The organism is Ilumatobacter sp., from assembly GCF_039969435.1.
In the GTDB taxonomy this organism is placed as follows: Bacteria; Actinomycetota; Acidimicrobiia; order Acidimicrobiales; family Ilumatobacteraceae; genus Ilumatobacter_A.
On record NZ_JBDVNU010000009.1, the window covers coordinates 545752 to 571994 of the forward strand.

General features: G+C 65.5%; 21 protein-coding genes. 6 read left to right on the forward strand and 15 right to left on the reverse strand.

Annotated features, from left to right (window positions below; translation table 11 throughout):
* Nucleotides 1–58: 58 nt before the first annotated feature.
* From serS to ABJK40_RS06680, 11 genes are all read right to left on the reverse strand, one after another.
* On the reverse strand, nt 59–1363 hold the full coding sequence (gene serS / locus ABJK40_RS06630; protein WP_348479935.1) for a serine--tRNA ligase: 1305 nt from the start codon (nt 1361–1363) through the stop codon (nt 59–61).
* Nucleotides 1364–1432: 69 nt separating this feature from the next.
* Nucleotides 1433–2275 (reverse strand): SGNH/GDSL hydrolase family protein, encoded by an 843-nt coding sequence (locus ABJK40_RS06635; protein WP_348479934.1) that lies wholly within the window; start codon nt 2273–2275, stop codon nt 1433–1435.
* Between the two features lie 43 nt (nt 2276–2318).
* Complete coding sequence (locus tag ABJK40_RS06640; RefSeq protein ID WP_348479933.1) at nt 2319–3257, reverse strand: cytochrome c oxidase assembly protein; 939 nt, start codon at nt 3255–3257, stop codon at nt 2319–2321.
* A gap of 11 nt (nt 3258–3268) precedes the next feature.
* A complete protein-coding gene (locus ABJK40_RS06645) occupies nt 3269–3706 on the reverse strand; it encodes a cytochrome C oxidase subunit IV family protein (protein WP_348479932.1) in 438 nt (145 codons plus the stop codon).
* A gap of 28 nt (nt 3707–3734) precedes the next feature.
* Nucleotides 3735–4499, reverse strand: a complete 765-nt coding sequence (locus ABJK40_RS06650) for a cytochrome c oxidase subunit 3 (protein WP_348479931.1) — start codon at nt 4497–4499, stop codon at nt 3735–3737.
* Nucleotides 4492–6501, reverse strand: a complete 2010-nt coding sequence (ctaD, locus tag ABJK40_RS06655) for a cytochrome c oxidase subunit I (RefSeq protein ID WP_348479930.1) — start codon at nt 6499–6501, stop codon at nt 4492–4494. Before ctaD ends, ABJK40_RS06650 begins: the two co-directional genes overlap by 8 nt.
* 40 nt (nt 6502–6541) lie before the next feature.
* Nucleotides 6542–7747 carry a cytochrome c oxidase subunit II gene (coxB, locus tag ABJK40_RS06660; RefSeq protein WP_348479929.1) on the reverse strand — a complete coding sequence of 402 codons (1206 nt, stop codon included), beginning with the start codon at nt 7745–7747 and terminating at the stop codon, nt 6542–6544.
* A gap of 89 nt (nt 7748–7836) precedes the next feature.
* A complete protein-coding gene (locus tag ABJK40_RS06665; protein WP_348479928.1) occupies nt 7837–9081 on the reverse strand; it encodes a hypothetical protein in 1245 nt (414 codons plus the stop codon).
* 13 nt (nt 9082–9094) lie between these two features.
* Nucleotides 9095–9673: a cytochrome c oxidase subunit 3 gene (locus ABJK40_RS06670; protein ID WP_348479927.1), complete on the reverse strand. Its 579-nt coding sequence runs from the start codon at nt 9671–9673 to the stop codon at nt 9095–9097.
* Entirely contained in the window at nt 9673–11352 is a 1680-nt protein-coding gene (locus tag ABJK40_RS06675; protein ID WP_348479926.1) for a cbb3-type cytochrome c oxidase subunit I, read from the reverse strand. The genes ABJK40_RS06670 and ABJK40_RS06675 overlap by 1 nt, the downstream gene beginning before the upstream one ends.
* A 448-nt stretch (nt 11353–11800) precedes the next feature.
* Complete coding sequence (locus ABJK40_RS06680; RefSeq protein ID WP_348479925.1) at nt 11801–12751, reverse strand: heme o synthase; 951 nt, start codon at nt 12749–12751, stop codon at nt 11801–11803.
* Between the two features lie 201 nt (nt 12752–12952).
* Between ABJK40_RS06680 and clpS the strand changes: the two genes are divergently transcribed.
* The 6 genes from clpS (at nt 12953) to ABJK40_RS06710 (ending at nt 19793) form a co-directional block, all read left to right on the forward strand.
* On the forward strand, nt 12953–13249 hold the full coding sequence (gene clpS, locus ABJK40_RS06685) for an ATP-dependent Clp protease adapter ClpS (protein WP_348479924.1): 297 nt from the start codon (nt 12953–12955) through the stop codon (nt 13247–13249).
* Nucleotides 13246–13785, forward strand: a complete 540-nt coding sequence (locus ABJK40_RS06690) for a DUF2017 family protein (protein ID WP_348479923.1) — start codon at nt 13246–13248, stop codon at nt 13783–13785. Before clpS ends, ABJK40_RS06690 begins: the two co-directional genes overlap by 4 nt.
* 407 nt (nt 13786–14192) lie before the next feature.
* Complete coding sequence (locus tag ABJK40_RS06695) at nt 14193–16970, forward strand: DNA methyltransferase (RefSeq protein ID WP_348479922.1); 2778 nt, start codon at nt 14193–14195, stop codon at nt 16968–16970.
* Between the two features lie 104 nt (nt 16971–17074).
* Entirely contained in the window at nt 17075–19000 is a 1926-nt protein-coding gene (locus ABJK40_RS06700; protein WP_348479921.1) for a hypothetical protein, read from the forward strand.
* A 115-nt stretch (nt 19001–19115) separates the two neighbouring features.
* Complete coding sequence (locus ABJK40_RS06705) at nt 19116–19484, forward strand: hypothetical protein (protein WP_348479920.1); 369 nt, start codon at nt 19116–19118, stop codon at nt 19482–19484.
* 69 nt (nt 19485–19553) lie between these two features.
* Nucleotides 19554–19793, forward strand: a complete 240-nt coding sequence (locus ABJK40_RS06710) for a hypothetical protein (protein ID WP_348479919.1) — start codon at nt 19554–19556, stop codon at nt 19791–19793.
* 130 nt (nt 19794–19923) lie between these two features.
* On the opposite strand, the gene ABJK40_RS06715 is transcribed toward ABJK40_RS06710, so the two are convergent.
* The 4 genes from ABJK40_RS06715 to ABJK40_RS06730 all read right to left on the reverse strand — a co-directional run bounded on the left by ABJK40_RS06715 (nt 19924) and on the right by ABJK40_RS06730 (nt 25889).
* On the reverse strand, nt 19924–22329 hold the full coding sequence (locus tag ABJK40_RS06715; RefSeq protein ID WP_348479918.1) for a hypothetical protein: 2406 nt from the start codon (nt 22327–22329) through the stop codon (nt 19924–19926).
* Nucleotides 22305–24263, reverse strand: coding sequence for a vWA domain-containing protein (locus ABJK40_RS06720; RefSeq protein WP_348479917.1), 1959 nt, complete (start codon nt 24261–24263; stop codon nt 22305–22307). Before ABJK40_RS06720 ends, ABJK40_RS06715 begins: the two co-directional genes overlap by 25 nt.
* 37 nt (nt 24264–24300) lie before the next feature.
* Nucleotides 24301–24795 (reverse strand): hypothetical protein, encoded by a 495-nt coding sequence (locus ABJK40_RS06725; RefSeq protein ID WP_348479916.1) that lies wholly within the window; start codon nt 24793–24795, stop codon nt 24301–24303.
* Between the two features lie 602 nt (nt 24796–25397).
* Entirely contained in the window at nt 25398–25889 is a 492-nt protein-coding gene (locus ABJK40_RS06730; RefSeq protein ID WP_348479915.1) for a prepilin-type N-terminal cleavage/methylation domain-containing protein, read from the reverse strand.
* Nucleotides 25890–26243 lie beyond the last annotated feature (354 nt).

Consider the following 26243-nt stretch of genomic DNA (forward strand, 5'->3'; position numbering starts at 1 on the left):
CACACGTCACGGAGCCGCAGTGGACGCCGCGACACCGGGCGCTCACGGCGACGGTCGATCAGGGCGTGATGACCGTGATGCCGCGCATGTACGTGTGCAGCACCTCGGGAACGGTGACGCTGCCGTCCTCGTTGCGATGGTTCTCGACGATCGCCGCCCACACCCGGGGCACGGCGAGAGCGGACCCGTTGAGTGTGTGCACGAAGTGACTGCCCTTGGTCGCCTTGCCGGTCTCGTCGTGACGACGGAATCGGGTGTTGCCACGGCGGGCCTGGTAGTCACCGAACCACGACACCGACGACACCTCGAGCCAGGTGTCGACCCCGGGGGCGTAGACCTCGACGTCGAACGTGCGGTGATGGCTCTGGCCCATGTCACCCGTACAGATCTCGATCACCCGGTACGGCAGCCCGAGGTCGGCCATGGCCGACGCCGCCCGCGCGACCATGTCGTCGAGCAGCGCCGGCGCCTGTTCGGGCGTGGCGAACGCGAGCATCTCGACCTTGTCGAACTCGTGGGCGCGCAGCATCCCGCGTGTGTCGCGACCGGCGGACCCGGCCTCCCGGCGGAACGACGGGCTGAACGCCATGAGACGGATCGGGAGTTCGGTGTCATCGAGGATCTCGTCGTTGAACAGGGACGTGAGCGACGCCTCGGCGGTGGGGACGCACCACAGGTCGTCCTTCTCGATGGCGTAGGCGTCCTCGGCGAACTTCGGCAGCTGTCCGGTGGCGGTGAGCGTGGCCGTGGTGACGAGCGACGGGGGGCGGATCTCCTCGTGGACGTCGGCGTTGCGGTCGAGGCCGAACTGCGTGAGGGCACGAGCGAGGGTGGCACCTGCGCCGCGCTGCATCGTGAACATCGAGCCCGAGATCTTCACCGCTCGTTCGTTGTCGAGGATGCCGAGCGCCTCGGCGGTCTCCCAGTGCGGCACGCGCTGCCAGTCGGGGAAGGTGGCGTGGAGGGCGATCGGCCCGGTGATCACCGGGTTGTCGTCGTCACTCGCCCCGTCGGGAGCATCGGGGTGGGGCAGGTTCGGGATGCCCAGCAGCAGCTCGTTCAGGGCGGCCGACACCTCGTCGTGCTCGTCGGCCAGCGCCTTCTCGGTCGCACCCAGCGTCCGGCTCTCGGCCTGCTTCGCTTCCGCCTCGGCGACCTTGCCGTCGCGGCGCAGCGTCCCGACGTCCTTCGACAGCGAGTTGACCGCCGCCCGGATGTCGTCACGTTCACGCGCGATGTCGAGCAGACGGGCGTCGAGACGGGCGGCGCGCTCGACGTCGTCGATCAGCTTCGGGCGCGCACGGCGGGACAACGCGGCCTTCACACCGTCGAGATCCGTGCGCAGCATCCGTTGGTCGATCACGGTGAGCGAGGCTACTTGCCGGATGGATCGCCGTCCCGGTGGGTTCGACCCGAGACGGGCCGTCGGAGATCAGATTCCGTAGAGCCCGGACAGATCGGGATGTCCGCGCAGCGGGGGCAGGGCGTCGGGATCGGGGCAGACCTGATCCTGCGCGAAGGTCGGCGACCAGGGCATCACACACGGCCGACCGTCGAGCGCGGCGACGTGGCGCGAGATCCAGTCCGCCACCCCCCACGAGCCCCGTCGTGTCTCGTGGACACCGTCGTAGGCGAACCAACCGACGACCCCTCGCGTGTAGGCGTCGAGGTCCCACAGCTTCAGTTCGGGGAAGTCACCCGAATCACGGATCGCTCGGAGCCGGGCGTTCATGAACGCGTAGTCCGAACGCGCACCGCTCGTCGGCAGCGTGTAGCCCACCAGCTCGCGATACGTCACCCAGGCGACTGTCGTGAATCCCTTGGCTCGTGCTGCGGCCAGGACGGTTCGTGCGTCGGACTCGAAGTTGGCGTGCCAGTCGTTGTAGCCCACGGCGATGACGAGCACGTCTCGTGAACCGGCGGCCGGAAGTGAGTTCACCTCGGAGAGTGCGGTCCGGGGTCGGTATCCTTCCCGGCCCCGGCACGACGACGTCACGAGTCGGCGACACGACTCCAAGCGGGCATCGGCCGCGAACCCGCGGAACCCGCCGAGGGCGCCGTTCCAACGCACGCCCGCCATGGCCGAATCGCTGATGATGACGGCCGATCGCAGCGGAGGTGTCTGACGCTGCGCCGGGGCCGGTGCGACGGCCGTTGCGAGACGATCGACGCTCTCGACGCTGCCTTCGGCACGGACCGAGGCCGACGTGCTCACGACGGCGACCATGAGCGCGCAGATCGCGACGGTCGTACGGAGTCGGTGTCGAGACGTCACGGGTGACAAGGTAGTGAGCCGATCGGCGTGAATGCCGTCGTGCTCAGGTCTCGACGTGCGGACGACTCGACGCGAAGGCACGCTCGACGTCGTCGGTCGTGAGTCCGGAGTCGGTGGTGGCGATGATCTCGGCATCGGGCATGCCGCGCCCCGGAGCACGGCGATAGTCGTGCTCGCCTTCGTACTCCGTGGCGAACCGCTTGAAGAAGATGAACACCACGATGGTCCACAGGAACACGCCGCCGGCGATCTTCATGATCGCACCCGCGAGCTGCTGGTCGACGGCCACGTCCCAGCCGAAGACCCGCACCGGGATGTCGTAGCTCTTGTACACGGCCCCTTCGGCGAACGTGAGCCAGGCTGCGGGAACGGTCGGAACGACCGATTGCAGGAAGAGGTAGATGCACTTGCCCAACGGGCCGATCTGGAGTTCGGGGAGTGGCCCGACCACCGGCATCCACATCAGAAGCGACAGCATCACGACGGCGAAGTGCAGCGAGTAGTGCAGCGGACCCGACTCGACGGACGCGTTCACCATCTGAGGGATGTGGGTCACCATGATGACCAGGTTGAACAGCACACCGGCGATGACCGGCTTGGTCATGAACCTGACGACGGCGTAGAGGCGTCCGTTGCCCACGAGGACCCGCATCAGCCAGGTCGGCGTGGCCAGCAGTGCCAGAGGCGGCAGGAAGTAGCTCAGCGCCATGTGTTGCAACATGTGCGCCGAGTAGAGGTATTCCTCCCCGATGTCGTGCATCGGCCAGTCGGACGCAATCCACAACGTCAGCATCGCGGCGCCGAATGCGAGCTTGTTCTTGCGAGTGACGGCCTGGACGCCGTCGGGAACCGCCTTGGGCCCGATCACCCGCACCATGTAGGTGTAGGCACACACCAGGAACCCCACGAGCACCCACACCTCGGGATGCCACTGGAATCTCCAGGGAGCGGTCGACACCTGGTCGACGGCCTGTGCGAGCACGGCGGCGGCCGTCAGCTCTCGAAGAACTGGAAGGTGAGGAGCGCCGCGACGTAGACGAACACCGCGAGGAACAGGCCGGTGTAGAAGAGCCGCTTGAAGATGTTGTTGTCGAACTTCAGGTGCATGAAGTAGCTCACGACGACGAAGAACTTGACCGCCATCATGAACAACAGGAGCGGGATGAACACCGGCCCGAGATCGACGTAACTGGCCACGACCTCGGCGGCGGTGATGACAGCAAGGATGGCCGCGATCACGATGTAGCGGTTGTCGCTGACGTGATCGTGGTCTCCGTGGACACCGTCGGTGCCGTCGTGGTGGCGGTTCTTGGCCGCAGCCTCGTCGAGTCCGGTCATGTCGACCTGCTCGTCGGCCGTCCGGTCGCCGGGGGCATCGGGGTCGACGTGCTTCACGTCAACTTCGGGTGTGGTGGGTGCATCGACATCCATGGGTGACTCCGTATCGGACCGGGGCGGATCAGGCCGGGATGAGGTAGACGAGCGTGAAGATGATGATCCAGATGACATCGACGAAGTGCCAGTACAGGCCGACCATCTCGACCGTCTCGGCCTTGTCGCCGGAGATCTTGTTCTTGGCGACCATGCCCATCGTGGCCATCAACATGATGATCCCGACCGAGACGTGGACACCGTGGAAGCCCGTCAGTGTGTAGAAGCTCGAGGCGAAGAGGCTCTCGGTGTAGCCGAGGCCCTCACGGTAGAAGGTCGTGAACTCGTACACCTGGCCGGCGACGAAGAGTCCGCCGAGCGTGGCGGTGACGACGAGCCACAGCTTCGTGTTGCGATCGTCCCTGCGGTTCGCAGCCGACACGGCCAGCACCATGGTGAGCGACGACATCAGCAGCACGAACGACGACGCCGAGGTGAACGGGATGTCCCACAGTTGGTCCGGGCCGACGCCCTCGCTGTGCCGATTGCGGTACAGCATGTAGGTGGAGATCAGGCCGCCGAAGAGCAGACACTCCGAACCGAGGAACAGCCACATCGCGAGCTTGGTGTTGGACAGCCCGAGCGACGTGTGGTGCGCACCCGGGTGGCTGTCGTGCTCGTCCACCGGAGTGTGGCCGAACTCGTCGTGGGCGTCCCGGTGATCGTGGTCGTCGCTCAGGTGATCCTTGACGATCGCCCCGGCCTCCTTCACGGTGTCGGAGACGATGTTGTCGTCCTGGACCTCGGGATCGCCGACGGCGTTGTCGGGCGTGTCGTTCTTCGTGTCAGACATTGGCGAGTTCCTTGCTCGACGATTCGCCGCCCGTGGCGGGTGGGTCGAAGTCGGACGGCTCGGCGTCGGCCGGCTCGAGTGCCCATCCGAACATCGCGGCGATGGCGATGGCCGCACCCAGTGCGATCAGCCACGCGGTGTAGATGACGCCGTAGGCCATGATCGGCAGGGCGAAGGCCAGGACGATGGGCCAGTACGACGGCGCCGGCAGGTGGATGTGAGCGTCGGCGTGACGCTCCTCCTCGAGCACGAGGTCCTCGAGCGACGTGCGCAACACGTACTCGTGCTGGTCGCCCTCGCCGACGTCTTCGTACTTGCGGTGGAAGACCTCGTCGAGTGCGTGCACGGTCGGGGTGCGGTCGAAGTTGTGCGGCTTGGGCGGGCTCGTGGTGAGCCATTCGAGCGAGCGAGCGTCCCACGGGTCGATCGGGGCAGCCGGCTCCTTGCGGTGCTGGAAGATCGCGTTGTAGAGGAACACGAGGATGCCCACACCCAGGATGAAGGTACCGATGGTGGCGACGAGGTTCCAGAAGCCGAGGTTGAAGAACCCTTCTCCGGCGCGTGCTTCGGTCCACTGGTACATGCGTCGCGGCTGGCCCTGCAGACCGATGATGTGCATCGGCCCGAAGGTCATGTTCATGCCGATCATCATCAGCCAGAAGTTCCACTTGCCGAGACGCTCGTTGAGGCACTTGCCGAAGATCTTCGGCCACCAGTAGTAGAAGCCGGCGAAGAGTCCGAGCACGCCGCCACCGAAGATCACGTAGTGGAAGTGCGCCACGATGTAGTAGGTGTCGGTCTGCTGGGTGTCGGACGGTGCAACGGCGTGGGTGACACCCGACAGACCGCCGATCGTGAAGTTCACGATGAGGCCGACGGCGAACAGCATCGCCGTGGTGAACCACAACTTGCCACCCCACATGGTGAGCGTCCAGTTGATGATCTTGACACCGGTGGGGACCGCGATGGCCATGGTGGACACCGAGAACACCGCGACCGAGATGGGTCCGAGGCCCGATGCGAACATGTGGTGCGCCCACACGCCCCAGCCGACGAAGCCGATCGCCGCACCCGAGAACACGACGAAGGGGTAGCCGAAGAGGGGCTTCTTCGAGAAGACCGGCAGGACTTCGGAGATGATGCCGAAGGACGGCAGCACGATGATGTACACCTCGGGGTGTCCGAAGATCCAGAACAGATGCTGCCAGAGCAGCGGGTCGGCGCCGGCTTCCACGGAGAAGAACGTGGCGTCGTAGGAACGCTGGAACATCAGCAGGAACAGTGCGACGGTGATGACGGGGATGGCGAAGAGCAGCAGCATCTGGGTGACGAAGGCCATCCAGGTGAAGATCGGCATCTTCATCAGCGACATGCCCGGTGCACGCATGTTCAGCACGGTGGTGATCAGGTTGATCGCGCCGACCAGCGAGGCGATGCCGACGATCTGCAGGCCGAGACCCCAGAAGTCGACGCCGTTGCTCGGCGAGAACGGCGTGTCGGAGTTCGGGGCGTACATGAACCAGCCGCCGTCGGCGCCACCGCCGAGGAACCACGACGTGTTGAGGAAGACACCGCCGAAGATGAAGACCCAGAACGACAGGGCGTTGAGGCGTGGGAACGCGACGTCACGTGCGCCGATCTGCAACGGGATGAAGTAGTTCGCGAACGCCGCCGCCATGGGCATCACGAAGAGGAACACCATGGTGGTGGCGTGCATCGTGAACATCTGGTTGTACTTGTCGGCCGAGAGCACGGTGCCTTCGGGGCCGGCGAGTTGCAGGCGGATCAGGCCCGCCTCGAGTCCACCGATCACGAAGAACACCATGGCGGCGACGCCGTACATGATGCCGATCTTCTTGTGGTCGACCGTGAAGGCCCACGAGCGCCAACCCGTGGTCTCCACCGGGCGGCGGAGGTAGCCGTACGACGAGGTCGCAGTGACCGCGGCGTCCATGTCGGAGTAGGTGAGCGTGTCGCTCGCCGGTCGTTCGATGATCGCCATGGCTACAGGGCTCCGATCAGTTGCAATTGCACGGGGCTGCTCACTTGAGTTCCAAGAGGTAGGCGAGCAGGTCGTCGATCTGGTCCTCGCTCAGGGCCAGGTTGGGCATTCCACGGTAGAGACCGTCGGTCTCGTCGAGTTGGAGCGGGTCGGCGTACATCGGCTTCTTGAGGGGCGCATTGCGCAGCCATTCGCGTAGGTCGATCTCGTTGAACCAGCTGTCCTCGACGCCGGCGAGGTAGAGCGCACCGAACTCGTCGGGGTCGGCGTTCCAGACCTCGTCACGACGGTCCTGGTCGATGAGGTCCCAGGACGCACCGGCGAAGGTGTTGCGCGTCATCAGGTTGGTGAGGTTCGGCGCCGCACCGGGGTACACCTGCAGGTCAGGGCGGGACACGATCGGCACGCCGTCGGCGTCGGTGATGCCGTCGACCTGGTGGCACCGCGAGCAGTTCGCCACGAATGCGGCCTCACCGGCGAGCGCCTGTTCACCGATCGGCGACTCGTAGTCCTCGAGCTGGTTCGCCTTCCACGTCTCGAAGTCGCCGTCGTTCAGGGCCACGACCTCCATGCGCATATTGGCGTGGGACAGACCGCAGAACTCGGCGCACTGGCCGGCGTAGATGCCCGGCTCGTCGGCCTGCATCTTCAGGCTGTGGACTCGGCCGGGGACCATGTCACGCTTGCCGTTGAGGCGCGGGATCCAGAACGAGTGGATGACGTCGCGGCTCGTGCCACGGATGAGCACGTCGGTGTCGGCCGGGATGACCATCTGGCCCGACGTGACGATCGGTTCGGTGATCCCGCCACAACCGTCCTGCACGGGGTAGTCGAACTCCCACCACCACTGCTGTCCGGTGACGTTGACGACGCACTCGGTGTCGTCGTAGTCGTTGAGCGCCATCAGCGTGCCGACCGTGGGGATGGCCACGCCGATCAGGATGAGCGCCGGGAGGATGGTGAGGCCGATCTCGAGGATCGGCTTGCCGTGCGTCTGCTCCGGGATCGGCTGGCCGCGGTCGCGGTCGCGGATGACGACGAAGGTGATCACAGAGATCACGAGCACGCCGACGATGCCGGCGATCGCGAAGATGGGCCACGACAGGTCGTAGATCATCTGGGCGCTCTCGCCGGCGGGATCGGTGGTGTCCTGCGGGGCGTTCTGGGCGCATCCGGCGACGAACAGACCCGCCGCTGCGAGCGCGGCGAACCCCATCGTGCGGCCACGGGCGTTCGGCAGGTTCACGTCAGTCAAGCTAGTTCCAGTCTCGGAGTCGCGCATTTTCGTTCGCTCGTGATTTTCGTGTCGCGCGGCACCATTCGGATCGAGGCGCCTCACGGAACGATCAACTCGAGCTTGGCGGTGTCCACACCGGGCACGTAGAACCAGAAGCCGTCCCCTGCTTCGCCGCCCGGCCCGTTCGGGTTGACCTGGCCGTCGACGGCGAACGTCGGCTGAGGCGCCTCCACCGTGAGCAGTTGGGCACCGCCGGGTTCGATGAGCGTGGTGCAGATCTGGTGGCGCACGACGGCGTCCTCCTCGTCGATCTGAACCGTCTCGGTCCCGAGATCGAGCGACAGGCGACGGTGCTCGTTCGACTCGTTGCGGAAGATCACGTTCGTGGGGTTGGAGCGGGGGATGACCATGCCGGCAGGGCCCTGCTCGACCGGACCCGGAACGTCGAACGCCAGGGTGCCGTCCTCGGTGAGGAACACCTGGTAGCTGCCGGACTTGGAGGCGACGGTCTGGCTGACGTCCTCGTCGGCCTCGGGGAACTCCTCGGGGCTCTCGCAGATCGGCTCGGCCGGGTGCTCGCCCTCCTCGGCACCTGCGCGGTACTCCTCGGGGTGCAGGATCGCCTCCTCCTGCCAGACCGAGGTGGTCTCGAAGGTGGGGATGTCGCGTTCGCCGTCCAGTCCGGCGAGCGCTCCGGCTGCCACGACGGCGACGGCGCCGACGGCGACCACGCCGCCCATCGTGCCGATGCCGATCTTCGGGCGGTAGGCGATGGCGAAGCCGATGGCGACCACCACGGCGGCGACCACGGAGAAGGCGACGACCGTGTTGGTCTTGGACAGCCACAGCATCACGCGGCTGAAGGCGAAGACGATGATGCCGATGGCGGCCGCTCCGCCCACCGGGTACTCCAGCGGGTTGACGAGGCGACTGCGGACTTCGGCGTTGTGGTCGACGTTGCCCGACGCACGTTCGGCCCAGGCCTGGACGGCCCACTCACCGCCGGTGGCGATGAGGGCCACGAGGCCGATCACGACGATCGGCTGGTACGAGATCAGACCGACGGCGACGACGACGCCGCCGAGGGCGAACCCGAGCGGCCAGATGCTGGAGGCCGGCGCGTGCTGGGCGGCCGAGGAGGTCTCGACCGGTGCGTCGTCGTCGGAGAAGACGTTCGAGTCGCGCAGGATGGCGTTGAGGGTGGCGAGGCCGATCAGGCCGGCCGTGGCCGACGCGAGACCGACCGTGCCGAGCACGCCGCCCTGGCCGAGGCCGTAGACGAGCGTCGCGACGAACGCCATGACGCTGGCGCCGATGAGGAACTTGGATCCGGTGGTGATCATCAGTGGGTCAGGCTCACTTGGCGACGTAGACGAGGAACCAGATGGCCGAGTAGACGACCGTCATGGCGTACCAGAAGATGGCATGGGCGGTGAGGATCTCGCGGTCGCGCGTGCGACCTCCGAGGTAGCGGAAGGCGGCGACGGCGGTGAACAGGATCCCGACGATCATCAGCGCCCCGAACACGCCGGTGATGGCGTAGAACATCGATCCGTAAGCGCCGTCGGCGACGCCGACGCCCATCTGGTTCCACACGAACGCCTGGGCGTTGAAGATCAGCAGGGCGACGAATGCGGTGGTCCCCAGTGCGAACACGGTGTTGGCCCGGTCGTTGCGCTTGGCTGCCCACACCGCCCACTGGGCGAAGGAGCACAGCGCCGGGAAGGCGATGAGCATGACGTTGGTGGGCACCTCGGGGACGGTGACGCTGCCCGGCAGCCAGGCACTGCCCGCCTCGATCGACGCCGACCGCTTCACGGCCCACACGGCGAGCATCCCGCCGGTGAGCATGACCATCGCGATGCTCGCGAGGGTCGTCCCGACGAGGAGTTGGTTGCGGGGTGCCGGTGCGGGACCGGCGGCGATCGCTTCCATCAGCTGACACCTGCCTTGCTGTCGTTGGCCGTCTTGAGGTCGAGCAGGGGCTCGGCGGAGGTGATCATCGGGACGTCGACGAAGTTGCCGGCCGGTGCGGGAGAGGTGGTGGCCCACTCGATCGTGTGGCCGTCGAACGGGTCGTCGATCGAGTCGTCGGAATCGCCGAGCACCGTGGAGGCGAGCAGACCGGCGAAGCCGAGCACGGTCAGGGCGAACAGGCCGTGACCGACGAGCACCAGGATGTTCCAGATCTGGAGGTCCCCGTCGGCGTATTCGAGCCCCGCCGGTTGGCCGAGGAAGCCGGCGATGTAGTGCGGGAAGCTGGCGAGCACGACGCCGCCGACTCCGCCGAGTGCGAGCAGCGAGGCCGGAGCGGTCGGCAACTGCTTGCCCCACAGCTTCGGCGCCCAGAGTGCGATCCCGCCCATCACCCCGAGTACGGCCCCGTAGGCGACGTAGACGAGCGACGCCTCCCCGAACACGGTGTCGATCAGTTCCAGGTCGACGATCGGTTCGATCGCAGCACCGAGCATGCCGACCAGCACCATGCCGAAACCGAAGAAGGCGAACAGGAAGGCCGGGGTGATCTTCGGCTTGACGGTGTCGCCGTCGTCGTTCTTCTCGGGCTTGGCGAGCAGGAGCAGGACGAGGAACACCACGACCGCACCGAGCACGGGCAGCAGGTGGAAGAACACCCACGGGGCGACGTCACCGAGCTTGGTGCCGAAGTCGTCGCCGTCGGCGATGTACAGCTGCGAGCCACGCCACGGAACGTCGAAACGCAACTGCTGCGTGACCGCCGCGAGTGCGGCGACTCCGACGAGTGCCAGCCCGGCGAACACGACGCCACGCATCGGCGTGCGCTTGCGGAACGCGGTCGGCAGCATGTCGGCGAACGCACCGATGGCCGGGATGGCGAAGAGGAAGCTGGTCGGCTGCGTGAACACCCAGCCGGCCCAGGTGGCGATGCCCTGGTTGCCGCCGAACGCCTCACGGGCGCCGCTGCGGTGATCCACGAACAGGTAGACGACGGCTCCGAACAGGACCGGCATGACGAGCACGAGGCCGATGCCGTAGACGAGAGCGGAGAAGGCGAAGAACGGGACGCGACGCATGGTCATGCCCGGTGCCCGGGTGGTGAGCACCGAGGTGGCGAGCGAGACGCCGACGGCGCTGAAGCCGAGTGCCATCAGTCCGATGGCGGCGAGGAAGAGGTCGACCATGTCGGCATTGCCGCCGCCGAATCCGCCGTTGTCGACGAGGGCGACGATCGAGAGGACGAAGCCGCCGAGCCAGGCGTACATGCCGGCCGCCGCGAGACGGGGGAAGGCGAGCGCACGGGCACCGAGCTGCAACGGCACGATGGCGATGGCCAGACCGGCGGTGAGCGGGAGAGCCGTCCCGAAGATCAGACCGACACGTTGGCTCCCGAGCAACTGCTCGAAGGAGTCGGCGTCGAACAGCGCCCCGGATCCGTCGAGGCGTTCGACGCTCATGAAGATGTTGACGGCGACCGTGGCGAGAAGTCCGAGGAGCCCGGTGCCGATGAACAGCCGCCCGATCTTCTTGTGGTCGCTGGTGGTGAGCCAGTCGACGACGGCCGCGAGGAACCGGCCGCCTGCGGACGGCTCGGCTGCGACTCGGGCAGCGTCAGGGGCTGAATCGATGGTGGTCATGTGCTGATGAGACTCACTTGGCTTGATCGTCCGGCTTGAGCGTTTGGGTTCGTGCGTGGACACGCCGAGTACGGCCGAGGGCCGGGGGCATGACGGCCCGAGACTACTTGCACGCGGCCGTTTCGCCAGAATTCACACGTGATTTCATGCCCGTTGCGTGCCGCGCGCCACCGCACGATCGCGCAAGCCTGGCCATTCCCCCGAGCGGTGAGTCTCCGTCGCCTTCCAGCCCACCCAGACTCACCAGACCGACTGCGGCATCCGAGCGGTGAGACTCCGTCGCCCACCGGCCGAGCCAGACTCACCGGACCGACTGCGGCATCCGAGCGGTGAGACTCCATCGCCCACCCGCCGACCCAGACTCACCAGACCCACTGCGGCATCCGAGCGGTGAGACTCCGTCGCCCACCGGCCCACCCAGACTCACCGAACCGCGTGCGGACGCTGTTCAGAAGCCGTGTTCGACGAAGACGTCGAGCATCATCGAGCCGAAGAGCAGGGTGACGTACGTGATCGAGTACCCGAACAGGCGCATGCTGGCGTTCGGTGTGGGATTCCGTCCCAGGGCGAAGGTGCCACCGATGAAGATCGCGCCCAACACGACCGCCGTGATCCCGTAGATCAACCCGAGGCCGGCGACCGGCCACAGCACGAGCGTCGACACCACGAGGCCGGCCGTGTACAGCTTCATCTGCATCACGACGTGATCCATGGTCGCGACGGACGGCAGCATGGGCACGTCGGCGGCGGTGTAGTCGTCGGCGTACTTCACCGCGAGGGCCCACGAGTGAGGTGGAGTCCAGAGGAACATCGCCACGAAGAGCACGACGGGTTCCCAGCCGACCGAGTCGGTGACGGCGGCCCATCCGACGAGCACCGGCATCGCTCCTGCGGCGCCTCCGATCACGATGTTCTGACGACTCGTCCGCTTCAACCACAGGGTGTAGATGCCGATGTAGAACGCAGCGGCACCGATCGCCAACAGCGCAGCGAGCAGGTTCGCGCCGGCCCACAGCACCACGAAGGAGAGTGCGAGCAGCGACAGGGCGAAGATCAGCGCGTTGCGTGGGGCGATGATTCCGACCACCAGTGGCCGGTTCTTGGTGCGGTCCATCAGTGCGTCGATGTCCCGGTCGACGTACATGTTCACGGCGCTCGCGCCACCCGCCGCGAGCGTTCCGCCGATGAGGGTCACCACGACCAGCCAGGTCGACGGCCACCCCTTCTCGGCGAGCACCATCGTGGGGATGGTGGTGATGAGCAGCAGCTCGATGATCCGCGGTTTGGTGAGGGCGATGTACGCACCGACGACCGTGGTGGGGGTGCGTCGTGGCGCGTGTGCTGCGATCCCACCCGGAGCGAGCCGGGAGGGAACGAGGGGGCGGGAGCCGACAGCCATGACCCGGCCAGGCTACGACCCCGGGGTTGATCGCGGCCAGCGCAGGGCCGCCAGACGCGTGAATTCGGTCGTGTCGCGGCGCACCCGCGCGCGCTCGACGTGAGTACCTGCCCTCGCTCGGCGTGAGGATCGCCCCGCTCTGGCCCGGGGCGTTCCTCACGTCCGCTGATTCTGGACGGCGGCTTCCGTACAATCGCTCCCGTGCCCACCACTCTCGAGCCGGTGCAGGTCCAGGAACCGGACCTCGCTGACGCAACGGCGTCCGACCGCCCGTGGATCGTGCTCGTGTGGAACGACCCGATCAACCTGATGAGCTACGTCACCCACGTGTTCCAGAAGCTGTTCGGCTACTCGCTGGAGAAGGCGACGGAGTTGATGATGGACGTGCACGAGAAGGGTCGGGCCGTGGTGGCGTCGGGGACGCGTGAGGAAGCGGAGATGCACGTGTTCCGGCTGCACGAGCACACGTTGTGGGCCACGATGGAACACGACGAGTGACGCGTCGATTCAAGCCGCCGATCTTCGCCACGACCAAGCGTGGGGTCACGACCTGGACGCTGAACATCGGCGAGGACGAGCAGGCGGTGGTGGCCGACCTGCTCGGGCAGCTCCGCACGCTGCTCAACTCCGACGACGACCCGGACGCGCCGACGTCCCCGCTCCTGGCGCGACTCTTCCCGAATGCATACGCCGACGAGGAGGACGCCGAGAAGGAGGCCGAGTACCAGCGGCTGATGCGTGAGGAGTTGGTGGCGAGTCGGCTCCACCAGATCGAGGCGGTCGGTGCGTACATCGCCTCGGGTGAGGAGCAGACGCTCGACGAAGGCCAGGTCATCGCACTGATGCAGTCGGTGAACGCCGTGCGGGTGGTGCTGGGAACGATGCTCGACGTCAGCGACGACGACGACTCACTCGAAGGACTCGCCCTCGACGCAGACGACGAAGGCGAGGACGACTTCGAGATCGAACGCAGCCTCTACGCCTTCCTCTCCTGGCTCCTGGAGTGGATCGTCCGCTCACTGCGCTCAACCTGAGTCGGCGAGCAGCGCGACCGCAGTTTCCCGTTTTCCCCCTTCCGGTGACCCACTGGACGCGTGTGCCTGCGTAACGAACACCGACGTGAGGCCGACCTCGACAGCACGGGTCTGCTGCCAGCTGACTGGCCACGGCGCATCACCGTCGCCCGCATGGACACCGATCACGCTGCGTTCACCTTGCAACCGCGGACGGCCACACGAGTGTGGCGCGAGCGGAACATTCGCCACTGAAGTAACGCGTCAACCGCGTCAGCACCGAGCCACAACCGTCGCTCCGGCAAACCCGCATTTGCGCGGTCCATCGTCAGATGGAGCGTCCGCTCGTTTGGAAGAGCGAATCTCGACCATACAACCTGTAGTAAAGAGGTTGGCCGACGGAAACCTGAGGAGAGTGGCGAACGCTGATGCTGGACCGTGATGGGATTCGACGACGAGCACGCGAGTTTTCGTACGAGTGGTCGGGGGCGAGCAAGGAGCACGCCGATACCCAATCCTTCTGGAACGGCTTTTACGCGATCTTCGAGCTGAAGCGTCACTTGGTCGCGGCCTATGAGCACGCCGCCGTGAAGGTGCGGACGGGATCGAACGGCTGGATCGATTTGCTTCATCCCGGACAGATGGGTGTCGAGCAGAAGTCCCGTGGCCGCAATCTGGACGATGCGATGGAGCAGCTCCGGAACTATGTGCCGACTCTGCCGATGGGAGACATTCCCTGGCTGCTGATCGCGTGCGACTTCGAACGCTTCAAGTGGGTGGACACCACGTTGGGAACTGAGGGCGAGTTCACAATCGATCAGCTGGTGGACAACCTCGATCTGTTCTGGTGGCTGGGAGAAGGACCAACCCCAGCGCAGGCCGGTCTCCCCGAGGTCGACGTCAACCTGCACGCCACACAGCTTTTAGCTGATCTCCACGATCGGCTCGTCGAAACTGGATACCCAGAACACGACATGCGCGAGTGGCTGACCCGCATTCTGTTCTGCCTGTTCGCTGACGACGCTGAAGTTTGGGAGCGCAAGCTGTTCGAGCTCTACATCGACACCAGGACCGCTGACGACGGAAGCGACCTCGGACCACAAGTCCACTACCTCTTTCAAATCCTCAACCAAGCCCCAGCGGACCGCCCCTCCAGCCTGAACGATCTCTTAGGCGGGCTGACGTACGTAAACGGCGATCTGTTTCGCGACCCTCTTCAGATCCCGGCGTGCACACCGGAAGTTCGCGACGCCCTCCGTCGAGCCTGTCGATACAACTGGTCCGCCGTATCGCCAGCGATTTTTGGGTCGCTGTTCCAGAACGTGATGCAACCGGCGGCGCGCCGCCACCTCGGGGCACACTACACAACGGAAGAAAACATCATTCGCACAATCCGTCCACTATTTTTGGACGACCTGGAGATGCAGCTCGATAGGGCCGATAGCCGCCCCAAATTGCTGGCACTTCACGACCGTCTCGCGAGTATGACGCTGTTCGATCCAGCGTGCGGGTGCGGCAACTTCCTCGTGATCTCCTACCGAGAACTCCGGCGCCTCGAAACCGAAGTGCTACGGCGCCTGCAAGGAGCTGGCCGGTCCAGTCAGCGGCAAGTTGCTGGCCAACGAGCTGCCTCACTTGACCTGCTGTGTCGCGTAAAAGTAGATCAGTTTTACGGCATCGAACTCGAAGAGTTTCCTGCGCTCATTGCTCGCACGGCTTTGTACCTAGCAGATCACTTAGCCAACCGTGACGTCTCCGCAGAGTTCGGAGAGCATTTTGTCCGATTTCCAATTCCAGCCGCTCCCCACATCGCCATTGACAACGCACTGCGGCTCGATTGGAACCTGCTGCTACCCGCCGACCAAGCCGACTACGTCTTCGGCAACCCGCCGTTCTCCGGGCACAGTGAAGTCGGTAAAGATCGACGAATGGTCGAGGACCGCGCGATCGCGTTCCGTGGCTTAAACCACGCTGACACCCGCACCGGACGCCTCGACTACGTCGCCGCTTGGTACGCGAAAGCCATCCCTTACATGCTGGCCGGTGACGCGACGACAGCGTTCGTTTCGACCAACTCGCTGGTTCAGGGCGAACAAGCTCGGACGATGGGACCCATCCTCCAGCGCAACAACATCACCGTCACGTTCGCCCACAGCACATTCTCCTGGAGAAGCGAAGCCAAGGGCGAGGCGCATGTGCATGTGGTGATCATCGGCCTCGCACCAACCGACCGAGCACAACGTCGCAAGGAACTCTTCGACTACCCCGACGTCAAGTCCGAACCAGTCGTACGGACCGTCAGCAACATCAATTGGTACCTCACGGACGCGCCGGCCATTTACCCATCCAAACACCGACGACCACTCGTCGACGGGGTACCCGCCACTCCGAGCAAAGGAAGCCAGCCGACCGACGGTAAGCAACTCCTTGTATCGGCCGACGACTACGCCTCTGTGGCCGCAGACCCCGTTGCGGCAAAGTATCTGCGCCCTTTCCGACAAACGACAGAGTTGCTCTACGACCAAGACCGGTGGTGCCTGTGGATGGTTGACGCAACCCCCGCCGATATTAGATCGAGCGCCACGCTTCGCCGGCGGCTCGAGAGCGTTCGAGATGCCCGTCTGCAGTCTCCTACGAAATCAGTGCGAGACGCTGCGCTCACTCCAGCCCTATTTACCCAACGGCGACAACCCACGACTCGCTATCTCGCCATCCCCGAAGTCTCCAGCGAGAACCGCCGCTACATCCCGATGACATATCTCGGTCCTGAGGTCATCGCCGGAAACAAACTCCTGACCCTCGAGGACGCCCCGCTATGGCTGTTTGGAATCCTTCAATCCTCGATGTGGATGGCCTGGGTACGAACCATCGTTGGACGAATGAAATCGGACCATTCGATAGCACCTGACCTCGCCTACTCTGCGTTCCCATGGCCTGATCTGACCCCAGCTAAGAAGGCACAGCTGACAGAGCGAGCCCAAGCTGTGCTCGACGCCCGACCCGTCGATCAGACCTTGGCCGAAATGTATGACGCGCTAGCCATGCCAATTTCCCTCGTCAAAGCCCACCTCCAGCTTGACGACACCGTAGACCGCTCCTATAACCACACGGCGAAGGTCCGCACCGATGCCACGCGACTTCGTGTGCTGCTCCGCCGATATTCAGCGCTCACCGGTGGCGACCTCACCCTCTTCGACGACGAATGATCTCAATGTTGTCAAAACACGACATTTCCGCGACGACTTCGTCGACGACGGTCCCGGCGGGACAGACGACGTCGCTACCGTCGCCGTCCACGAGCACCCCGGCGGTGGCCGATGTCGGCGACCAGGCGGGCCCGGCCGAGGCGGGTGAGTCATCGCCCCAGGCTCCGTCGCCCATCCGACTCGAGCATGCAGCACTGCTCGCGGCCGGCGTCCTCACCCTCGTCGGGGTCCGTCGACGACGCGCGCTGCGCGCTGCGCTCCCCCACGCACGAGTCCCCACCCCGGCGCCGCCCGTCGCGGCGATCGAGCGTCGCCTCCGCACCATCGACCCCGGCGAGCGAGCCGCACGCGTCGACATCGCCGTTCGCGCGATCGCCCACCGGATCTCGGGGTCGGGAATCCAGATCGGCACCGTGCGGGTCGCCCCCGACGGCGAACTCGTCGCACGACTCACGGAGGACACCGTCCTCGAGGCCCCGTGGATGCGAGGAGCAGGGACCAACGCAGAGGGGTTCGGTCCCGAACGCACGTGGACGCTTCCCGCGTCGGTACCCATCGAGATGCTCAGCGACGACGCACGCCGAGCCGGCCAACCCTGCCTCGCACTCGTCACCGTCGGGATCGACACCGACGAACGCGACGTGATGCTCGACCTCGAGGCCGCCTGCCTGACCGCCATCGAGGCATCGCCCCGCCATGGCGACGAAGTGGTGCGTGCGATCGGGTCGAGCCTGGCGACGTCGCTCGCCTCCGAGGTCGTCCACCTGCTCGTCGCCGAACTCGGCACCGGCGTGCTCTTCGACCATCCCAACGCGCGACGAGTCGACCGCGCCCGCGACGCGGTCGACGTCGCCGCCGACACCATCGGGGCGACGCTCGCGCACGAACGCACGGCATTCGACCTGCGCGTCAGGCGCACCGGCGGCGAGATGTGGGAGCCCGCCGTGATCCTGCTCGCCCACGCCGACGACGCATCGAACACACTCCCCCCGCTGCCTTCGGTGGGCCACGGCATCGCCGTCGTCGCCGCCGTCGACCCGGGCGGTTTCCACGAACCCGACAGTGCGAACACCGCCGGCGCCCGCATCCGGGCTCATGCCGACCACTGGGAACTCGCCGCATTCGGCGAGTCGATCCAGCTCACCCCGATCGGCCTGTCCGACCACGACGTGGCCGAGATCGTCGCGATCCTCGACGATGCGTCCACACCGATCGAGGTCGCCCCGCTCGTGCACGTCGACCTCCGCGAGACGGTGGCCGACCCGTTCCACGTGATCCCCCACGACATCGTCGTCACGCTGATGGGAGGCGTGTCGGTCGTCGACCGCACCGGCCACGAGGGGTCGTTCCAACGATCCAAGACCGTGGAGTTGATCGCCTGGCTGTCCACCCACCGAGACCGGGCGACCCGATCCGCCGCCCGAACCGCGCTGTGGGAAGTCGACGTGCGTGACGCGACCTTCGCCAACGTCGTGTCCGAGGCTCGCCGTGCGCTCGGCCGCCTGGTGTCGCCGCCCGAAGGCGAGGAGTGGCTGGCGCGCACGTTGAACGAGTCGCTGCCCCTCCACGCACGGGTGGTCACCGACGCCGACCTGATCCGCCAGCGCGTCGAGCACGCCAAGGTCGCACCGCCAGCGCATGCGATCGAGGTCCTGCGCCCCGCCGTCGAGATGATTCACGGCCTGCCGTTCGCCGGGTCGAGCTACCTGTGGCCCGACGCCGACGGGCTCACCTCGAACCTGGTGCTGCTCGCCACCACGGCAACCGCCGAGTTGGCGGCCCACGCGCTGTCGGTCGGCGACACCGACCTCGTGTTCTGGGCCACCGGCCAGGGGCTCAAGGTGCTGCCGGGTCACGAGGAACTGATCGCGCTGAGGATGCGGGCCCACGCCCGAGCCGGCGACCTGGCCGGCGTGCGTCAGGAGTGGGAGAGCTACGAGCGGGTGATCACCGCCGACTCGTGGTCCGACGGCGAACCCGCCCCGAAGCTGCTCGACCTGCGTCGACAGCTGCTCACCCCCACGACCTGAGCTGTCGGCGTCGCCACATCCGACGGGTTCGCGTGCGTCAGAGACGATGCGAAACGTTCGGGGAACAGCTCATCCGGTCGCCCCCCGAAGCCGTTGCACGCGAAAGACTTCCTCGATGCGCACCCCACTCATCACGCGTCGGCGGGCGACGGCCGGCCTGATGTCGGCCACGCTGCTGCTCGCGGCGTGTGGATCGGGCGACTCGGGAGACGAAGCCGCCGATGCCGGCGATGCGCTCCCGCAACTCGACGCATCGGACGCAGGCACCGATGCTCCATCCGCTGACGCCGAGGAAGCTCCCGCACCCGCAGGTTCGGCCATGGTCGACCTGGTCGGCGAGGAGGTGCTGGCGGAGTCGGAGTTCGACGGCAACCTGCTTCCGAGCGTGGTGGTCGACGACCTCAACACGGGTCGCAAGGTCAACTTCCGCAACCTCGTGCCGCAGGACAAGCCGATCCTGCTGTGGATGTGGGCGCCGCATTGAACGACGTGTCGTCGGGAGGCTCCCGACGTCGAGCAGTTCGCTCGAGACAACGCCGACGACCTGATCGTCGTGGGCCTCGGCACTCAGGACAGCCTGGGTGACGCCGAGGACTTCGTGACGGACTACGGCACCCAGTCGTTCACGATGCTGTGGGACGAGTCGTTCGTGACCTGGCAGGAGATCGGCATCACGTCACAACCGGCCGCCGTCCTGTTGGCCGCCGACGGCGAACCGATCAGCGGCTGGGTCGGCCCGTTCCCCCAGGACGAAGTCCTCGAACTCGCCGCCGAGTCACAAGCGGGCGGCTGACTTCGTCACGAAGCGAAACAGCGGAGGGCGGGTGCTCCGGACCATCCGGCCCGCAACGACTTCGCCACGCAAACCACTCACATGCTCTGGAGCGGGTCGGCTCAGGGATCATCTGAGCTGATCACTACGTTTACTGGGTGACCCACGAGTTCACGACGAGGTCGGCTGCGTTCGCGTTGATCTGCACGGTCATGATGGACCGCCGATTCGAGCCCGCGAGGGTCGTGGTGATCGCGATGGTTCGCTGAAGCACGGCGTCTTCGAATCCGACCTTGGTCGCTGTGGTGTCAGCGTTGGCGACGTCGTACGTACCCGACACCACACCCCCGACCAGGCTGACCCGGTTCGATGCTGCGTTCGGGTTGACGACCCGGACTCGCCCCATAGGAGCCGACAGGTAGCCAGTCACCACGACGTTGGAAGACCCACCACCGGAGAGGTTCACGTCGACGAGCGGATCCGGCACATAGGTCGGTGCCGTCGGCACGACCGGCGCAGGCGCGGTGCCGACGGTTCCACTTCCGTTGTGCACGGCGGTCCGATTCGAGGGAGCGGAGGGCGCCGATTTCAGCAACGGCGACGAGGTATTGTGCGTCTCGTTGATCGCGTTGGTCGCGGTGACCACGAACTCGTAGCCCAGCCACGTCGAGTTCACCGCCGGAACGGCCGGAATCGGTGGCGACGGCGGAGTCTGCGGAATCTCGGGGATCGCCGGCGTCAGTTCGGGACCGGCGCCAGGGGTGGTGTCGAGCGTGGGCAACCCGCCGACGATGCACGTCGTCGGTGCCGGTTGATCCCGGAAGACGTTGGTGGTGCAACTGCGCCCGGTGTCTTCGCGGATGTTCGTCACGAGTCCGGTACGAACCCGGAACGCCTTGACCTCGTAGGAGACGATCGGCGCATGGCCGCTGAAGGTCGGGGCATCCCACCGCACGGAGGCGGCGTCGACGGGTGCCGCCGGCGGGGCCGCCGCCGACTCGGCGACGACGTTGGTCGGTGCGCCAGGTGCCTGGATCCGGCTGGAACTTCCGGTGACCTGGGTACTGAACGGGGCCGACGGTGCCGAGGTGCCGAACGCGTTCGTCGCGACCACCGTGAAGGTGTGCGTCCTCGAGAGGTTCATCTCTGCGAGGTTCATCGCCACGCACTCGCGTGCACCTGTGGTCGTGCACCGCAGTGTGCCATTCTGATCGAACACGTCGTACTTCGTGATCGTCGAACCGCCTTCCTCGTTGCCGACCGGCGCCGCCCACTTGATCCACGCAGCACCCTGCTGGTCGTCGTGTGCGGTCGGCTCGCCGAGCGGGTCGACGGACGTGATGGTCGGCGCTTTGGGAGCTCGGGGTTCTGGCGTGTGGATCGATGGGGTCAGCCCCTTCGTGGAGGCAAGCGCCAACGATCCGTCGGCCGTGATGACCCGGGATTCGGGGACCGAGATGACGTTGGAGATCGACAGTGGTCCGGTCGTGTACACGACGGGCGTCGCCGCCGGGTTGACGGGATTCCTGTCGCCGTTGACGCTCATGATCGACACGCGGGCGCCGCCGTCGGCTTCGTTCTCGACGTAGCGCTGGTTGAACACCACCGACACCGGCCGGTTCGCCGTGTTCGGGCTGCCGTTGGCGAGCCGCGTGTCGTCGATGATCAGCCGACCTTTGTCGCCGAAGACGAACGTGGCGCCGAGACCGTCGATGTTGAATCGTGCGGGCTGCACCGCCGGGTTCATGTCGAGCACGGCCTGGAGGTCGCCGACCGGGGGGACGTTGGGGTTCGACGGGTCGAGACAACCCTCGGTGACGCCGAAGCCCGCCACGACGCGACCGCCTCCCACGACGGTCACGGTGTCCTGGAAATAGTAGACGCCGCTCGTGAAATAGGTCGGGCCGTCGATCACGATCGGAGCGGCATACGAGCCGGGGAAGTAGACCTTGCAGTTGTACGGAGCCGGCATCGGGTGGCCGGTCGCCTCCTGAACGCTCGTCTCGCGCTTGGGAATGTTCGGCATGAAGATGGTGCCCGTCGCAGGGTCGGGTCGCGACATCGCGTACCACCAGTCGATCGGGCCACCGGGTGGCGAGGCGACCGACGACTCGAGCGCACCGGTGAGGACCGGCTCACCGAGTTGCAACGACGCCGCGCCGATCGGAATCTGAAGCTCGTCTCGGACGCCGACGCGACCGACTTGACGACACGTCGACGTGGTTCCCGGCATCGACGGCGTCGACAGCGGGACGGCCGTCGCCGTGGCGCAGGTGTTGAACAGATCGACCGGGTTGGCAACGGCGACGCGCGCCGCCGCACGGACCGCCTCGAGGTCTTCGCGCTTCTCCACGGTGACCGAGTTCGCCCGGAGCACTGTCGTTGCGTAGTTCAGCATCGGGATGACGATGAGCGAGGAAATGACGATGAAAGCAAGCACCATGATCAACGAGGAGCCCTGATCCCGATCGGGCTCCGAACACACGGGCGTGTCGGCGAGCTCGACCGTCGACCGGGGATCGCCGGGGAGCATCACGACGACACCCGCAGCGTGCATGCGACTGCCTCGTTCGGTCCGACGGTGACGTTGATCCCCCGTCCGGGGTCGCCCGGAGTCACGTACGACCATCTGGAAGGGTCGAGCGCTACACCTCTGGACCGGCACGTCCACTCCTGCGGGATGTAACCGGAGTCGACGAACGATTGCGGCGTGACTGTCGCCGACGCAGCGACGCCGCCTGGAAGCGTGAGGTCGAAGGCCGCAGCACGGTTGACCAGCGACGTGGTCACCGTCTCACCGTTGCTCTCGTAGGTGACGTCGTTGGTCGCAGGAGATCCGTCGGCGAGCCGGGTCTGCAGCGTCAGCGTTCCGCCGCACTGCCCGAGGGCGATCGACGAAAGCGCACTCGGCAGCTTCGAGAAGTCATTCGTGATGAACATGTCAGCGGTGTCGACCTCGGTCCATGCACCATTCGAGAACACCGACTTCACGTACGGCTTGTCGTTGGAGGACTGCAGTCTGCCGCCTGCGATGAAGTTGCCGAGCACTTTCTCACGGGGCGTGTTCTCAGAGAGGTAGTAACCCGACGTCTTGGAACTGTTGGTGGCCCAGTAGGTGCGATCACCGGAGTAGCCCACGCCATATTGCTTGGAGTCGACGTACGCCTGGTCGAAGCTCGACACCGAGCCGCTCGAGATCCCACCCACGCCGACGCCGACGATCCGGACGTCGTCCGTGCTGCGAAGATCCTTGATCAGGTACTCGGCCCGGTCGTAACCCTCTTGGTCGAACGCACTGCCGTTGGCGGTCGGCCACTTGTTGTTCTTCTCGACCGGGGCGGCCGGCAGTGCGCCACCGTTGCCCCGGTAACCCGATCCCAGAGTTCGGTTGAACGTCGGCTCGCCGTCGGTGAAGAACACGATGAGGCCAGGGAGGTTGGTCGCCGGGTTCCCGTCGGTGTCGAGACGCTGGCCGGTCTTGTCGTACAGAGCGCGGAACATCGCGTCTTCCCAGTTGGTGCCGCCCCCCACGGTGTTGGCATCCAGATTGGCCCGGATGCTGTTCGAACCGGTGCCCGTGAGCGTCGCCACGTCCGCATCGACGGTCATGTCGTAGTACTTGTTCCAGCCACTTCCCGCGCCGATCACCGTAGCGGTCGTGCTGAAGGGGACGATCTGGACCTGCGTCGGCGTGCCGGCCAGTGCGTTGACGAAGCCGATCACTGCGTTCTCGACGGTCGTGACGTCGCTGCCGATCGAGCCCGAGTCGTCGACGACGATCGTGATCGGGCCGCCGCATCGACTACGTGCCTGGGTGAACGAGGGACCGGTCACCTTCTGGGGCTCGAGATCACCAAGCGACGTCCCGCCCGCTGTGATGCTCACACGGTTCACGCCGCCACCGGCACCTGCCACGGCTCCGCCACCGTTGATGGTGACGACGATGCGGCGCGCTGACGTGCCAGTGTCGAGAATCTCCGGCGTCTCCGAGGTTGCATCGGCCGCGAGCGGCACGGTCACGTTGATCACATCGTCCGGCACGGAGGTGGTGCCGGGCACGAACGTTGCGGCCGGAGGCCCGTCGAGATCGCGCAGGATCGTGACCTCCGAACACGTGCCGCCGTCACAGTAGATGCGCACCAGCTCGTACTTGTCGTCGGCCGGATCCGACACGCGATACATGTACGACACGACCGTGTCACCGACACCGGACTCGCTCGGCCAGGTCAACAGCAGCGCACTCGAGCCATCGAGGACAATGCCGTTCGGGCATGGTGCGGTGCAGGGTCGGTCATTCGGTAGGTCGGTGGCGGTCACTGCCGACGCGAGGTCGGCGGGCATCCACGTGTCGATGCTCTGTTCGGCCCGGGCAACGTTCAATCGACCCTCGGTTCCGGTCTGCGTCTTGAGTGACACGATGAGAGCCGCCGAGATCGACACGGCGAGGAGCCCCATCATCGAGACGGTGATCACCAGCTCGACGAGGGTCAAGCCAGCGTCGCTACGCCGGACGGTTCTGGATTGCGTTTCAGATCTCACTCTTGACGACCTCGATGGTTCGGGTCACGTCGCCGTTGGGGCTAGTGACTGTGATTGCGACTTGCTGGATGAGGTCTCGGCGGTGACCCCCGTTTGGGCACGCCGGGCCTGCGGTTCCAGGAACGAAAAGGTCGGTTCCGACGTCCAGGTAGCTCTGTTCCACGCTGACTTCATCGGCCGACCAACCCTGTGTGAGGACTGCCGCTCGAGCGAACTCGGTGTAATCGCACCGGGTGAATGGGGCCCGGTTGACTCGGTCGACTGCATTGAGGAGTGCTGTTTCGACTTCACTGGCCTGCTTCGCAACAGACGACGCAGTGATCGAGAGGATCACCGATCGCATCACCGGCACGACAACGATGCCCAGGAGCGTGATGGTGACCACGATTTCGACAAAGGTCGACCCGATATCGCGTCGTCGACGCCGCTCACGTTCGACGACAACCTCGGTCGGCTCCAGGTCTGGAGCGGGAGAATCATCCATGATCGGAGTATCGGGTTGCGCAGCCCGAACTTGAGCGTCTCACTCAATACCTCACAAGTTCCTGACCCGAGAGCTGCCCAATGTGAAGTGAACGTGAAGTGATTCGCTGTCCCGTGACCACACGATCACGGACAGGCTGCTCGCGAGGTCATGGTGTTGCCGTCGGCAGCGTGATCGCGGTGCGCGAAGACGCGGACCAGCAACTGGGCGTCGACCAGCGTCCGTTCGGACTGATCGGCATCCGCTGAGCCCGTCGATGGAATGGGCTCGACGGAGTCCTGGAGCATGTAGAAGCGGGACGCGTGTTGGACGATCCGGCGGTCGGCCTTGCACGAGTTCTCCTCCCCCGATCGGTGACTCCCCGGACGGCAACGACGGCCACGTTCGCCAGGATCCCGAGGATGACGATCACAACGAGGATCTCGACCAGGGGTGAAGCCATCGGTTCCGCCGCCGGTCATGTCTTCTGTCATGTCACGTTCTTCGGTTGCATCGATACAGACTTGCGCAACTCATCCGCGGGCCGCTGATGCAACAGCACCGAAAACGCGAGAGAACCCCGCCGGCCGAAGCCGACGGGGTTCTCCTCGATCAAGCGTCGATCAGACGCAGTTGGTACCAGCGGTCAGGTCGCCGGAAGCACTCACGGTCCAGTTGGTGGCGGCCGGTTCGTCGACCAGGAAGCCGCCTTCCGCCAAGACACCCGTTGCGGTGGTGGCGAGCACGGGATCGCCGTTCTGGTACTCAGTCACGTCGCCCGGGATCGCGTCACCGCCGTACTGGGCAAACCAGGTCTCGACGGCCGTCTCCAGCGTCTTCTGGTCGGCGTCACACGCCGACTGCTGACCCTGGTCGGTGATGCCACGCACGGCGAAGACCGTGACGGTGGCGAGGATGCCGAGGATGACGATGACGATGAGGAGTTCGACGAGGGTGAAGCCCTTGTCATTCTTGTTCGTGTTCATGATTCTGCGTTTCCTTCCGCTGTTGAATCGAAATTGTTGGTTGAGTTGTTTCTCACTTGAAGCCCTCCGTGAGATGCTCTCCCGTAGTGCAGAGAATGTTTCGGTCTGCAACGAGTCGTGCTTGAGCATTTTGTGGAACTTTTCTGCGAAGTCGATGAAATCCCTGCTCAGGGCACACTAAACAACGTCTCCGATCGATTCATGGCGGGTCGAGGAGCACTCCCCCACACCTTCTCACCTGCGTCCCGTTGTCCCCATCGTCCTCGTATGGACGGCGCATCTCCCACCCGTTTCAACCGTGAATCAATTGTCCCTCCACGTGCGATTCAAGGGGTGGTCAAGGGGCGCTTCGGATTTCAGCGTGGGTTGATGCCGAGGATCGTCCAGTCGGGTTTGCCGGCGTAGAGCAGGGATCGGGTGCGGTAGTTGGTCCAGTTCGTGATCCCGAACGCCACCCTCTTCACTCGCTTGATGAGGTTGTTG

Excerpts from the sequence above, each read along its gene's own strand:
- ABJK40_RS06645 (WP_348479932.1), bottom strand. The coding sequence starts at position 3,706 with ATGGATGTCGATGCACCCACCACACCCGAAGTTGACGTGAAGCACGTC.
- ABJK40_RS06650 (WP_348479931.1), bottom strand. The coding sequence starts at position 4,499 with ATGTCTGACACGAAGAACGACACGCCCGACAACGCCGTCGGCGATCCC.
- ctaD (WP_348479930.1), bottom strand. The coding sequence starts at position 6,501 with ATGGCGATCATCGAACGACCGGCGAGCGACACGCTCACCTACTCCGAC.
- ABJK40_RS06665 (WP_348479928.1), bottom strand. The coding sequence starts at position 9,081 with ATGATCACCACCGGATCCAAGTTCCTCATCGGCGCCAGCGTCATGGCG.
- ABJK40_RS06670 (WP_348479927.1), bottom strand. The coding sequence starts at position 9,673 with ATGGAAGCGATCGCCGCCGGTCCCGCACCGGCACCCCGCAACCAACTC.
- ABJK40_RS06725 (WP_348479916.1), bottom strand. The coding sequence starts at position 24,795 with ATGGATGATTCTCCCGCTCCAGACCTGGAGCCGACCGAGGTTGTCGTC.
- ABJK40_RS06715 (WP_348479918.1), bottom strand. The coding sequence starts at position 22,329 with ATGCACGCTGCGGGTGTCGTCGTGATGCTCCCCGGCGATCCCCGGTCG.
- ABJK40_RS06675 (WP_348479926.1), bottom strand. The coding sequence starts at position 11,352 with ATGACCACCATCGATTCAGCCCCTGACGCTGCCCGAGTCGCAGCCGAG.
- ABJK40_RS06695 (WP_348479922.1), top strand. The coding sequence starts at position 14,193 with ATGCTGGACCGTGATGGGATTCGACGACGAGCACGCGAGTTTTCGTAC.
- ABJK40_RS06705 (WP_348479920.1), top strand. The coding sequence starts at position 19,116 with ATGCGCACCCCACTCATCACGCGTCGGCGGGCGACGGCCGGCCTGATG.
- ABJK40_RS06680 (WP_348479925.1), bottom strand. The coding sequence starts at position 12,751 with ATGGCTGTCGGCTCCCGCCCCCTCGTTCCCTCCCGGCTCGCTCCGGGT.
- ABJK40_RS06730 (WP_348479915.1), bottom strand. The coding sequence starts at position 25,889 with ATGCTCAAGCACGACTCGTTGCAGACCGAAACATTCTCTGCACTACGG.